Annotated in this window: 12 protein-coding genes; 7 read left to right on the top strand and 5 right to left on the bottom strand. The window is 41.0% G+C overall.

What is annotated here, in order from left to right; genetic code table 11:
* Nucleotides 1-153: 153 nt before the first annotated feature.
* Nucleotides 154-423 (bottom strand): hypothetical protein, encoded by a 270-nt coding sequence (locus AC6F33_RS14950; RefSeq protein WP_500777376.1) that lies wholly within the window; start codon nucleotides 421-423, stop codon nucleotides 154-156.
* Between the two features lie 167 nt (nucleotides 424-590).
* Between AC6F33_RS14950 and AC6F33_RS14945 the strand changes: the two genes are divergently transcribed.
* The gene (locus AC6F33_RS14945; protein WP_010027048.1) at nucleotides 591-1,157 is read left to right on the top strand and encodes a YdhK family protein; all 567 of its coding nucleotides are present in this window, start codon (nucleotides 591-593) and stop codon (nucleotides 1,155-1,157) included.
* A 174-nt stretch (nucleotides 1,158-1,331) separates the two neighbouring features.
* Here AC6F33_RS14945 and AC6F33_RS14940 read toward each other — a convergent pair whose 3' ends face one another.
* Both AC6F33_RS14940 and AC6F33_RS14935 read right to left on the bottom strand, forming a co-directional pair.
* The gene (locus tag AC6F33_RS14940) at nucleotides 1,332-1,571 is read right to left on the bottom strand and encodes an SHOCT domain-containing protein (protein WP_500777375.1); all 240 of its coding nucleotides are present in this window, start codon (nucleotides 1,569-1,571) and stop codon (nucleotides 1,332-1,334) included.
* 60 nt (nucleotides 1,572-1,631) lie between these two features.
* A complete protein-coding gene (locus AC6F33_RS14935; protein WP_155217833.1) occupies nucleotides 1,632-3,302 on the bottom strand; it encodes a multicopper oxidase family protein in 1,671 nt (556 codons plus the stop codon).
* A 545-nt stretch (nucleotides 3,303-3,847) separates the two neighbouring features.
* On the opposite strand from AC6F33_RS14935, the gene AC6F33_RS14930 reads away from it, so the two are divergent.
* From AC6F33_RS14930 to copZ, 3 genes are all read left to right on the top strand, one after another.
* On the top strand, nucleotides 3,848-6,247 hold the full coding sequence (locus AC6F33_RS14930) for a heavy metal translocating P-type ATPase (protein ID WP_500777374.1): 2,400 nt from the start codon (nucleotides 3,848-3,850) through the stop codon (nucleotides 6,245-6,247).
* A 67-nt stretch (nucleotides 6,248-6,314) separates the two neighbouring features.
* The gene (locus AC6F33_RS14925; RefSeq protein ID WP_100489391.1) at nucleotides 6,315-6,530 is read left to right on the top strand and encodes a cation transporter; all 216 of its coding nucleotides are present in this window, start codon (nucleotides 6,315-6,317) and stop codon (nucleotides 6,528-6,530) included.
* A gap of 64 nt (nucleotides 6,531-6,594) precedes the next feature.
* The gene (copZ, locus tag AC6F33_RS14920; RefSeq protein ID WP_100489390.1) at nucleotides 6,595-6,810 is read left to right on the top strand and encodes a copper chaperone CopZ; all 216 of its coding nucleotides are present in this window, start codon (nucleotides 6,595-6,597) and stop codon (nucleotides 6,808-6,810) included.
* 331 nt (nucleotides 6,811-7,141) lie between these two features.
* Here copZ and AC6F33_RS14915 read toward each other — a convergent pair whose 3' ends face one another.
* Both AC6F33_RS14915 and AC6F33_RS14910 read right to left on the bottom strand, forming a co-directional pair.
* Nucleotides 7,142-7,339, bottom strand: coding sequence for a DUF1737 domain-containing protein (locus AC6F33_RS14915; protein ID WP_010025824.1), 198 nt, complete (start codon nucleotides 7,337-7,339; stop codon nucleotides 7,142-7,144).
* Nucleotides 7,340-7,694: 355 nt separating this feature from the next.
* A complete protein-coding gene (locus AC6F33_RS14910) occupies nucleotides 7,695-8,579 on the bottom strand; it encodes a cation diffusion facilitator family transporter (RefSeq protein WP_010025825.1) in 885 nt (294 codons plus the stop codon).
* A 347-nt stretch (nucleotides 8,580-8,926) separates the two neighbouring features.
* Here AC6F33_RS14910 and AC6F33_RS14905 point away from each other — a divergent pair, with 347 nt between their 5' ends.
* The 3 genes from AC6F33_RS14905 to AC6F33_RS14895 all read left to right on the top strand — a co-directional run bounded on the left by AC6F33_RS14905 (nucleotide 8,927) and on the right by AC6F33_RS14895 (nucleotide 11,957).
* Nucleotides 8,927-9,283 carry a zinc ribbon domain-containing protein gene (locus AC6F33_RS14905; protein WP_010025826.1) on the top strand — a complete coding sequence of 119 codons (357 nt, stop codon included), beginning with the start codon at nucleotides 8,927-8,929 and terminating at the stop codon, nucleotides 9,281-9,283.
* A gap of 101 nt (nucleotides 9,284-9,384) precedes the next feature.
* A complete protein-coding gene (locus tag AC6F33_RS14900) occupies nucleotides 9,385-9,747 on the top strand; it encodes an ArsR/SmtB family transcription factor (RefSeq protein ID WP_029548228.1) in 363 nt (120 codons plus the stop codon).
* Nucleotides 9,748-9,827: 80 nt separating this feature from the next.
* Nucleotides 9,828-11,957, top strand: coding sequence for a heavy metal translocating P-type ATPase (locus tag AC6F33_RS14895; protein ID WP_370646049.1), 2,130 nt, complete (start codon nucleotides 9,828-9,830; stop codon nucleotides 11,955-11,957).
* Nucleotides 11,958-12,053: the final 96 nt, after the last annotated feature.

The raw sequence follows: 12,053 nt of genomic DNA, 5'->3' as shown, positions 1-12,053 counted from the left end.
TTGGATGAAAAAAAGAAGTTTAGCTTCTTGATTACTTTTTTCAATAAGTGCCTAATATTAACCCACCGGCTGCCAGTAGGTTTTTTCAGGACTCGGTGAAATATTCTCATACAGTCTTAATGGTTCAACTTCGTAGCATTATAAAAGAAGAGTTTATTCGGGCTGTCTTTTTGTCTTGACAGGAAAAATACGAGGGGAAACGAGAGAATGCATTTTTCTTTCGGGCTTTTTTTCTTTTTTTAGGTGGACTAAAGTATCTCTTAAAATCATTGCCAAAGGTACTGTTTTCAATTTCAGTAACCACTTTAGTAATGCTTTTTTTATGGTACGAAATGCTTTAAGGCGTTCATCATTGATAAACTGATTCCGCATCTCGTATGTATTTGTATCCCTCAATGATTTTATCTGCTCTTTACTAGCCAACTGGCATACCTCCGTAGGAACTCAATAACCTTATTATAACGTAAGTACAAGCCCTGGAAGGGGGGACATCGCAGTTCCCAAATCTGACAGGGCATACGATTTATTTTCATCTTATAGGGTATATTACCTGATGTGATTAATTTTTATTGTGTCAGGAGTGATCAGCTTTGGCAATAAAAAAATTTTGCGTATCCTTTTTTTTATTAGTTCTTGTTGTAGCGTTAACTGGGTGTAGCACAAACCAGGGAACAAATGACAGTTCAAGCTCCATGAGCCATGATATGAATAGAGATCATGATCAGCACGCTATGTCGGATCGCGATGTTCCACAGGGCCTTGTGGCAACAATGAATCCTGAATTTAAAAAGGGGAGTAAAGTGACGCTGAAAACAGATCATATGTCCGGTATGATGAATGCTAAAGGAACGGTTGCCGGAGTTTATACTACTAATGTGTATACTGTTACTTATCATCCAACTAATGGTGGGAAGGTGGTTAGAAATCATAAGTGGGTTATCCAGCAAGAGTTACAGACTCACAACAAAGGACTTCTCAAAACGGGGACAAAGGTTAAGCTAAATGCCAGCCATATGCCAGGGATGATGGGCGCAGAAGCAACAATTGACAGTGCTAAGCAAACGAATATTTATATGGTCAATTATACCGATACTAAGACTGGAAAAGTGATAAAAAACCATAAATGGGTGACTGAAGATGAATTGATATCTCGATAATTCATCTATATTTTGATCATTATTCGTTCTTTCCTCTCCTTTTATTCAAGGTATACCGATGCTCATTTTGCAGATTTTAATTTTTCTATGAATTAGTAGCTACTCATGCAATAAAGTGAGGGGGAAAGTCATATTGACTTTCCCCCTTACACTTATTTAAGACCTATCACATGTTCAGTCATCCAAAATCTTTTTCATTTTTTTGTATTCATCCTCTGTGATTTCACCTTGGGCAAATCGTTCTTTTAAAATCACGTACCCTTGTTTATTGGTGTCTGAATGGTGATTCAATTTTTTAATTAGGGTAACTGCTAGATAGATCACGGCAATAAACAGTGATAGTTGCACAAGCCATCCGATAAAACCCATACCTAAACCAAAACCATTCATCATACCACCATTCCATCCCATCATATCTACCACCACCTCTGAGACTATTGTAACATGATCGTTTAGCCTCTATTTTAAGAATACTTACTCTGGTTTATTGTTACTCGAAGAACTTGGAACATAACTTGAATGGAAATCTGTATACTGGACCTCGGTTATCATCCCTGCGTTCGCGTGATGCAGATCGTGGCAGTGAAACAGCCAGTTACCCGGATTATCGGCCAGGAAGGCAACCTCATAAGTTTCACCCGGTTTTACATTCAACGTATCTTTGTAAATGGGGGAACCGCTGACCGGTTTGCCATTTTTGCTCAAAACCTGGAAAAAGTGGCCATGGAGATGCATTGGATGGTTATTCATATGATCACGATTGACCAGCTTGACCTTCACGCGATCACCCGTTTTAACCTTAATCGGATCTGTATTTGGGAAGGTTTTCCCATTGATCGTATAGATCATCCCATTATTGTTCATACCTGCATTAAGGTTCATGGTATAGGTGACGTCGTATTTTTGATTCAGCGTAAACTCAGGTTTTGTTTTAGACCCGTAGTCAGCAAAGTTTATAGCCGGCAATTGTGTGCTTGCATTAGGTTGATCGGTTGTAGCCTTGCTACCTTCATAGTCAATTAAGGCCTTCATCCCGTTCGTACCCTTTGCTGTTCCATGATCTTCGATATACCATTTTCCCGGATTGTCCGCAGTAAAGGCTACATCATATCGTTCACCTGGTGCGATGGAAATGACCTGGTTTTTAACGGCCAGCGGATTGTTTATAGGTTGACCATCAGTTGCAATTACTTTAATGTTGTGACCATGGATATGAATGTTATGCGGGAGGTAGCCGGCATTAATGAAACGCAGCCGAACATTATCCCCTTTCTTGACCGTCAGAGGTTTAACCAGACTGCCGCTTTTTCCATTAATCGTGTACAAGTCGTACATGCTCATATTATCGGCCATCATATTCCCGGGCATATTCATGCCGTTGCTGTTTCCGCTATCTGAACTGCTGTTGTCCATATTATCCATATTCATTCCACTACTGCCACCACTATTTGAGCTGCCTTGATCTGAACCGCCCATATCCATGCCGGGCATGCTGCCCATTCCGGAATCTCCGTTGTTTTTATTGCTTTGACCCGCAGGTGTCATCGCTTTAATCTGACTGTTGATCTGATTTTTATCGGTCATCCATTCGTCCAGCATTAGGGTGTAATCCTTATCATATTTTTCTTTAGGATCTTCAACAATGAAGGCTCCATATAACCCTCGGTCCACCTGATTCACTGAATCCTGGTGAGAGTGATACCAATAAGTGCCTGCTTTGTCAGCAACGAACTCATAAGTGAAGCTCTTTCCTGGGGCTACCGCGTTTTGTGTGACACCTGGGATACCATCCATTTTATTAGGAACTGGATAACCGTGCCAGTGAATCGAAACGGGTGCAGAAAGCTCATTCTTTAAGGTGACACGCACTTTCTGGCCTTTTTGTACATGAATTTCCGGTCCGGGTGCTGATCCGTTAAACGTCCAAACTGGGACAGTAACGCCGTTGCTCAATTTTTGTGTCCCTTTTTCGGCAACAAGCGTAATATTTGGCCCTCTCAATATTTTGGGTGATTCTGAAGCAGCTGATTCGCTGCTCGCAGCCTGCTTGTTGGCTGTTTTGTTGCTATTTTCTGTAGTCGCAGAGCACGCAGTAATGATGAGTAGTGTGAAAATTGCCAGTGCGACGAAAAGAAACTTTTTCATGGGTACACTCTCCTTATCTCGTTTCCACAAGTGTATCGAACAAATGTGGAGAAACTGTGAAGATTTATAAATACTCAATAAAAATAAAGTTTAAATCAATGTATCTAGAGATCGTAATGATCAAGAAATCTATAGCTATTAAATGTTAAATATAAAAGGCAGAGATCGTATCATTCCTTAGAACTGAGGGAATAAGGAAACCTGATGTTTCTCTGATTTTCCATTTCTATTCGTGCTTGTTCGCAAATGATTTCAAAAAAGATATGATATTTTTCATATCCTAACAAAAACTACACATCTGTTTATTAGAATAAATGAGACCAAGGGATAAGCAGTGCCTTCATTTAATTACGAAAAGCCCCACGACTAGGTATAACAGATCGCTCAATTTATCATTTGACACGTATACCCCCCATGGGTATAATAAAGCTGAAAGAAGATGGCAGGAGCTGCTAACCTGAATCTTTAGTTGGAATAAATACAAATCATTTATTCTGGGGGTTCACATTGACTTCTGGATGAACGGATATAAGGGGATGAAATGGATGAGTTCAAAGGCAATGCAGATTGGGATTACAGGGATGACCTGTGCTTCCTGCTCGACAAGGATTGAAAAATCGCTCAATAAGATGGATGGCGTCGAAGCGAATGTCAACCTCGCATTGGAAAAAGCGAAGGTGACCATCCATGAGGAAAAAGCAAAACCCACGGACATTGTACAAAAGATTGAAAAGCTGGGTTACGGCGTGCGAACGCAAAGGTTGGATACGGATATTCTTGGTATGACCTGTGCCTCTTGTGCCGCGCGTATTGAAAAGGGATTGAGCCGTATGGCAGGTGTAGTATCAGCCCAGGTTAATCTAGCGACTGAGTCTGGAACTGTGATCTTTCAGCCCGGGATCACCGAACCTACTGCGATTTATGATCAAGTCAAGAAACTCGGTTACAAGGCTGTCCCGAAACAAGAACAGGCGACGGACGAAAAAGATAAGGAACTTAAAAGAAAGCTGCAGAAACTGGTCTTGTCCGCTGTTCTTTCGCTGCCGTTGCTTTACACCATGATTGCACACTTGCCCTTTAACACAGCCCTACCGATCCCTCAGTTGCTGATGAATCCATGGTTCCAGCTCATCTTGGCTGGTATTGTGCAGTTCTACATTGGCGGCCAGTTTTATATCAGTGGTACAAAGGCTCTATTAAATAAGAGTGCCAATATGGATGTTCTGGTTGCACTGGGTACGAGTGCTGCTTACTTTTATAGCGCGTTCGAGACACTCCGTTATCAGTTCGGCGGACTCACCAATCCTGAGCTGTATTTTGAAACGAGTGCGATTTTAATTACGCTTGTCCTGTTGGGTAAATATTTTGAATCACGTGCAAAAAGGCGGACGACTGCGGCGATTACTGAACTGATGGGACTGCAGGCCAAAGAGGCGACAATCATTGAGGACGGGAAGGAACGAAAAGTACCGATCGATCAGGTTGCTGTTGGTGATTTGTTACGTGTCAAACCTGGAGAAAAAATACCTGTAGATGGTATCGTTGTCAACGGCCGTTCTTCTGTTGACGAATCAATGATTACTGGTGAATCCATCCCTGTCGAAAAAGGAAAAGATGACAAAGTCATCGGGGCAACGGTGAATGCAAATGGAACGCTGACCATGAAGGCTGAAAAAGTAGGGAAAGATACGGCACTTGCCGGGATTGTCAAGATTGTTGAGGAAGCCCAGGGATCAAAAGCACCGATCCAGCGGCTCGCTGACAGTATCTCGGGTATCTTTGTCCCGATTGTCATCGGTATTTCGGTGCTGGCATTTCTTGTCTGGATTCTGTTTGTCACTCCCGGTCAGTTTGCCCCAGCACTGATTGCGGCTATTAGTGTCCTTGTGATTGCCTGCCCTTGCGCTTTAGGCTTGGCAACGCCGACATCCATCATGGTTGGAACCGGCAAGGGGGCTGAGAACGGCATTCTTTTTAAAGGAGGTGAATATCTCGAAACAACCCAAAGTCTGCAGGCCATTCTGTTCGATAAGACGGGGACAATTACTAATGGTAAACCGGAAGTTACTGACATTTTTGCACTGAATGGCGCAGCAAAAGAAGAACTCTTAACACTTGCTGCTTCAGCAGAATCAGCCAGTGAACATCCGCTGGCGCAGGCGATTGTTACCAATGGAAAGCAAAGCAGCCCGGATCTCCCATCACCGGATCAGTTCGAAGCTCTTGCCGGTTATGGTATTAAAGCAACTGTTTCCGGGAAGGAAATAGCAATCGGCACACGGCGGCTGATGAAAGAGGAAGGCATTTCTTATTCTGAGACTGAGGAACGGATGAAGAAGCTTGAATCTGAAGGAAAAACGGCAATGTTTGTTGCCTACGATGGCAAGCTTCAGGGTATTATTGCCGTTGCAGACACGATCAAGACATCTTCGAAGCAAGCCATTGAAGAATTAAAGACACGTGGTCTTTCGGTGTATATGATTACGGGCGATAATGAGCGGACGGCTCAGGCGATTGCCAGACAGGCAGGCATTGACCATGTGTTTTCCGAGGTTCTTCCCGAGGAAAAAGCAGCTAAAGTGAAAATTCTTCAAGAAAAGGGACTGAAGGTAGCCATGGTTGGTGATGGAATAAATGACGCTCCGGCATTGGCTACAGCAGATATCGGCATGGCAATTGGCACTGGAACAGACGTGGCAATTGAGGCAGCTGATATCACATTGGTCGGTGGTGATCTGCTTCATATTCCAAAAGCGATTGATTTGAGCCGGAAAACGATGCGGAACATTCGTCAGAACTTGTTTTGGGCTCTGTTCTATAATACGGTCGGCATTCCGGTCGCCGCACTTGGCTTACTTGCACCGTGGGTAGCCGGTGCTGCCATGGCCTTTAGTTCCGTATCCGTCGTGACGAACAGTTTACGTCTGAAACGGGTCAAAGTCTGAAATTGAGAGGCTTTTTGACTGAGAAGCTGTAGAGCATCAAAAAAGATGAAAAGGAGATTGATGGCTTATGGCAAAAACGAAGCTTGATGTTAAGGGTATGATGGGAGACCACTGCAAGAATCTGGTGACTCAAACACTGAAGGGTCTTGATGGGGTATCTGCTGTCTCTGTTGATCTTAAAACTGGTGAAGCTGCTGTCGACTATGATGAAACGAAAGTACAATACGACAAAATGAAAGAAGCTGTCGAAGAACAAGGATACGATGTTGTTGGACAGCACTGACGTTTAAATCTGTCCATTCATCTTTAAATAAAAAATTTTCAGTGTAAAAAAGGAGATTGAAACGATGGCAAAGACCACACTTGATGTAAAAGGTATGCATTGCGGACATTGTAAAGCCTCGGTTACAAATGCTTTAAAGGGATTAGATGGTGTATCTGACGTTTCTGTGGATCTTGAAAAAGGTAAAGCGTCAGTTGAATATGATGATGCAAGGATTCAGTTCAGTAAGATGAAGGAAGCAGTTGAAGAACAAGGATACGATGTTGTCGGACAGAATTAATTGTTAAGAAGTGCCTCGCCCGAAATGGGTTAGAGGCACTTTTTTAATACCATAAAAGAAACAAGACAATGAATTAAAGTAAAAAAGCGGGTAGCTTTGATTCTGCATTCCCTGGAAAGTTATAACAAGGCGTCTGAGAACCCGCATCAGTAAAGGATGTCTAACATAATATCCTTTTTACATTGATATAAGAGCATAATATATCTTGCTGAGCTAAGAACTGTTGAAAAAAGCAATCCACGACAGGAGCACAAACGTGTGGATTACTTTTTTTGATTCATGCAGTGTAATGATCGCTTAACGATGAAAATGGTGATTTAGTTAATGTGGATCATATTGGAACGTCAGTTTGAGAGATTACTTGCTTCTGTGAGATAACAGCTTGGGCTACAATTACGTCTTCTCCATCAAATGTGCTTGATGGAGATCCATACAATTTATAACCTTCATCAAGCAATTTAGAAATTCTCTTACAAAAATTTGCATCATCTTTTCCTGTGATTAGATGATATCTAAGCTCATTCTCCAAATGAACACCTTCTTACCCTTGCTTTTTATTGTATATGTTGAGACGAATGAAGTCTAGGAGTCTGTCCGACGAAACAAAAGCCTTCAGAAATAGGCATTAAAAAATGATTGTTAGTTTACTTTTTAATGCTTAACAAAGTAATCCCCGAACAAAGATCAAAAACGCATAAATTACGTTCGTGTTCTAATGACTAATATTTTTCGTCGGACAGACTCCTAGGAACGTACTTCATTGTCTCATTATTAAATTGTCTTGCGACATAAACCTGGGGACTCGACCTGCAGTAACCATATAACCGGTTCAAAGGTATATGCTTCTTTCAAACGACTAATTATATAAGGAAGCCTATTCAAAATTATCCAGTTACAATCGGTTTAGGTTCGACGTGGACATTAACCTCATAAATCCCATATTTTTTGATCAATACCTGCTCAACTTGGGTTGAGATTTCATGAGCATCTGTTAGTGCAGAATTATGATCAACGATAATGACAAGATCAACAACTGCATTATTACCGTAATTTCTTGCTTTTATATTCCTAATTTCTTCAACTCCATTAACGGACAAAATTGATTTTTGATAAGCGTTAATCTTTTTTTCATCGAATCCATCAGACAGGTTATAGGAGGATTCTCTAAAAATATCCCAGGCTGTCTTACAAATAAGGATTCCTACGGAAATAGCGGTCAGTATGTCAAGCCAAGGAAGATTAAACTGGGAACCAAATATTCCAACGGATGTTCCGATGCTGACCCAAGCGTCTGAGAGATTATCCGTTGCTGCAGCCATAACCGATAGACTATTTGTTTTTGTCGCCAGATTTTTGTTATATCGATAAACAAAAAACATTACAGCCGCACAAAACAGCCCTGTCCAAGCAGCAATAATATCAGGTGCTTCTTCATTCCTTTGGAACATGGATAAAATACCGTCGAGCAACACTTGTAATCCTACAGCCATCATGATAAAGGAAGCGACCATGGATGCTATGGTTTCGCTTTTCCAATGACCGTAGAGATGATCGCTGTCAGCTGGACGCTGAGATAGTCTCAATCCAATGAGTACAGCAAGGGAGGCAATAATGTCAGTTGAATTATTTAACCCATCAGCTCTAAGTGCTTGTGATCCAGTCGAAAAACTGATAAAGAGTTTTAAACTTGATAAGCAGAGATACGCAACAATGCTGATGATTGCTCCTCGTTCTCCACGCTTTAAGTTCATGTATTTTTCTTGTATCATGTTAGCGCCTTCTTTCCAACCATTCCGTTCATCTTAACAACCCAAACCCATGTGTGTCTACAGCAACCATTTTTGATGATGATACAAAATTAATTGACATGAAAAAGTGTTGCCCAACGCTAACAATAGCGACCGTTCTGGCACATTCTTAAGCTTTAATAAATCTGTAAAATGATCATTTCCTTTTATGGAAAGCTAGTCTGACAAGAAAAAATACAATTGAAATTGACAAATCAATTGTATGAGATATAATTTAATTGAACATATGATCATACGTTCATGTGTATGATCATTAAAGATAATTAACGCAAGTGATTACAAAGTTGAATAAACGAGGGGGCATAAAAATGTCAGATTTTTTTGAGCGTTTATTTGGAGATCGCGACGACGATCATCATGGAAAACACCACGATCGCCGTAGATATGGTTATCGTGGTGATAATCATCATGATGAAGAGCATGACCATCGTCGCAACGACCATTATAGTGATTATCCACCCTACCAAAACGACAGACCCAACGTTTTTCACAATGATTCCCGTGTAATTGTCTGTCAAAAATGCGGTGCTTCTAACAGTGCTACCGCCAAGTTTTGTTATGAATGTGGAAATAACCTACAATCAATAGCGGTTTGTCCGAGTTGTAAGTCGCCTATTGAAAACGGTGCAAAATTTTGTCAGGAATGTGGAACAAAAATTGGTTAACACTTTATATGAAAAGAGAATATGATAATTTTGTACCTTTCATTTGAATAGTTGCTCATATATTTCATTAAAAAGGTGGTGTTCTCGTGGTAAGAACAAAAATGGGTTCAAACATTGATGTGGAAATTTGTGAACAGACCATTATTCATAAAGACGTCGTTCAAAAAGTAAGCAAAGCTATGTCAAACGATGAAGACTTAGAAAATGTGGCTGATCTGTTTAAAATATTTGGTGATCGTACGAGAATTCGTCTGCTGCGTGCACTGTATCAATCTGAAATGTGTGTTTGCGATATGGCATATTTGCTGGATATGACACAGTCTGCCATTTCTCACCAATTACGCATCCTTAAGCAAGCGAAATTGGTCAAGAACCGGAAAGAAGGAAAAGTCGTTTACTACTCACTGGCAGATCAGCATGTGATGCAGATTTTAGTTCAGGCTTATGATCATATCAAAGAATAAATAATGTGGAGAAGGGAGGAATTCAATTGAGTACACCAGAAGCAAAAATAAATAAAAATGCTACAGATACTGAAAAAAGGATCGAAAAGAAGGTAGTAATGGCTCCAATATATTTGGAAGGCATCGATTGTGCGAGTTGTGCTAAAAAGATTGAAAGAGCAGTGGGGAAAATTAATGGAATAAAAACTTCAACTGTTGATTTTGCAACACAAAAATTGTTTGTCGAACCTACAGGTGCGGTAAAAACAGATAAGTTGATCGATGACATTAAGCAAACTGTAACACGCGTTGAACCTGAGGTCAAAGTTACCTTGGGATCTAAGGGTAAGAGTGATGAACACAGTCATGATCATGAGAGCAGTAATACACAACAACTGATTATTCGTTTAGCGGTGAGTGGGGCGTTGACAGCTATTGCAGCTCTCTCACCCATTCCTTTCATTTTGGATGTTTCGCTGTTTGTGATCGCCTATGCCATCATCGGTGGCGATATCGTTTATCGGGCTTTTAGAAACATCCTCAGAGGACAAGTATTTGATGAAAATTTCTTAATGACGATAGCGACTCTAGGGGCTTTTGCTGTTGGACAGTTTCCTGAAGGTGTGGCTGTTATGCTCTTTTATCAAATCGGAGAACTGTTTCAGGGCATTGCTGTCAATCGCTCACGCAAGTCGATCAGTGCACTAATGGACATTCGTCCGGATTACGCTAATCTAAAAGTGAATAATGACATCAAAAAAGTTGCACCTGAGGACATCAGCGTTGGCGATGTCATTATGATTAAGCCTGGTGAAAAAGTGCCTCTTGATGGAAAAGTTATAGATGGTCGTTCGATGGTTGATACATCAGCTCTGACCGGGGAATCTGTTCCAAGAGAAATTGAAGTAGGCAACGACGTGCTCGGTGGATTTATTAATAAAAATGGTCTCTTAACGGTAGAAGTAACCAAAGTTTATGGTGAATCGACCGTTGCAAAAATTTTGGACTTAGTCCAAAATGCCAGCAGCAAAAAAGCACCCACAGAAAACTTTATTACGAAATTCGCTCGTTATTACACGCCTGTCGTCGTAATTGCGGCTGCGGCTTTAGCTTTTATTCCACCTTTGGTGATACAAGGGGCAACCTTCTCTGAGTGGATTTATCGTGCCCTTGTCTTCTTAGTGATCTCTTGTCCATGTGCCCTGGTTGTTTCCATACCTTTGGGCTTCTTTGGGGGTATCGGGGGAGCATCTAAAAGTGGTGTTCTCGTAAAAGGGAGCAATTATCTTGAAGCATTGAACGATGTCAAATATGTCGTTTTCGATAAGACCGGAACATTGACTAAGGGTGTCTTTGACGTTACAAACATTCAACCGGAGAACGGTCTTACGGCAGAGAAATTATTAGAGTATGCAGCTTTCGCAGAAATCCACTCTAGTCATCCGATCGCCCTGTCGATTCAAAAAGCGTATGGAAAAGAAATCAATGAAAGTCGCATTCAAGACTACAATGAAATATCGGGCCATGGTATTCAAGTGACCGTCGATGGGAAAGAAATTTTAGCCGGTAATGCCAAACTCATGAACAGAGAGCACATTGCCTTTGAACAAAAATCCGTTGTCGGTACTCTCATACATGTTGCGATTGATAAAAAATATGGGGGATACATCGTTATCTCGGATGAAGTTAAAGAAGACTCAGCCAGTGCGATTCAGAAGCTAAAGGCATTAGGGATTAAGAAAACGGTTATGTTGACTGGCGATGCCAAATCCGTAGGCGAGGCAGTTGGTCGTCAGCTTGGACTGGATGAAATACATGCAGAACTATTACCTGACCAAAAAGTTGATGAGATAGAAAAACTCGATCAACAAAAAACAGCGAAGGAAAAGCTTGTTTTTGTCGGAGATGGTATTAACGATACTCCTGTATTAGCCAGAGCTGATGTAGGTATAGCAATGGGAGGATTAGGGTCCGATGCAGCGATTGAAGCTGCAGACGTCGTTATTATGACAGACGAACCTTCTAAAATTGCAACAGCAATCAATATAGCTAAACGTACACGTCGTATTGTATGGCAAAATATTATCTTTGCCATGGGAGTAAAGGGAATCTTCCTTATTCTTGGTGCAGTGGGGATTGCGACCATGTGGGAAGCCGTATTTTCAGATGTCGGCGTAACCCTATTAGCAGTACTTAACGCTATGCGTGTCTTAAGAATTAAAAACGTGTAATCTGCAACAAAATATAAGATAAATAAAAAATATATGAAGCTGGTTGTTCCTGACTTGAGAAGGAATAATCAGCTTTTTATGTAACGGTCTATAATG

Source organism: Sporolactobacillus sp. BBK16-2 (assembly GCF_059878335.1).
This window is presented reverse-complemented; position numbering and strand designations above follow the sequence as displayed.

What these genes read in the sequence shown, in the direction of transcription:
- copZ (WP_100489390.1), top strand. Translation starts at nt 6,595, where the DNA reads ATGGCAAAGACCACACTTGATGTAAAAGGTATGCATTGCGGACATTGT.
- AC6F33_RS14930 (WP_500777374.1), top strand. Translation starts at nt 3,848, where the DNA reads ATGAGTTCAAAGGCAATGCAGATTGGGATTACAGGGATGACCTGTGCT.
- AC6F33_RS14940 (WP_500777375.1), bottom strand. Translation starts at nt 1,571, where the DNA reads ATGATGGGATGGAATGGTGGTATGATGAATGGTTTTGGTTTAGGTATG.
- AC6F33_RS14935 (WP_155217833.1), bottom strand. Translation starts at nt 3,302, where the DNA reads ATGAAAAAGTTTCTTTTCGTCGCACTGGCAATTTTCACACTACTCATC.
- AC6F33_RS14905 (WP_010025826.1), top strand. Translation starts at nt 8,927, where the DNA reads ATGTCAGATTTTTTTGAGCGTTTATTTGGAGATCGCGACGACGATCAT.
- AC6F33_RS14900 (WP_029548228.1), top strand. Translation starts at nt 9,385, where the DNA reads ATGGGTTCAAACATTGATGTGGAAATTTGTGAACAGACCATTATTCAT.
- AC6F33_RS14910 (WP_010025825.1), bottom strand. Translation starts at nt 8,579, where the DNA reads ATGATACAAGAAAAATACATGAACTTAAAGCGTGGAGAACGAGGAGCA.
- AC6F33_RS14925 (WP_100489391.1), top strand. Translation starts at nt 6,315, where the DNA reads ATGGCAAAAACGAAGCTTGATGTTAAGGGTATGATGGGAGACCACTGC.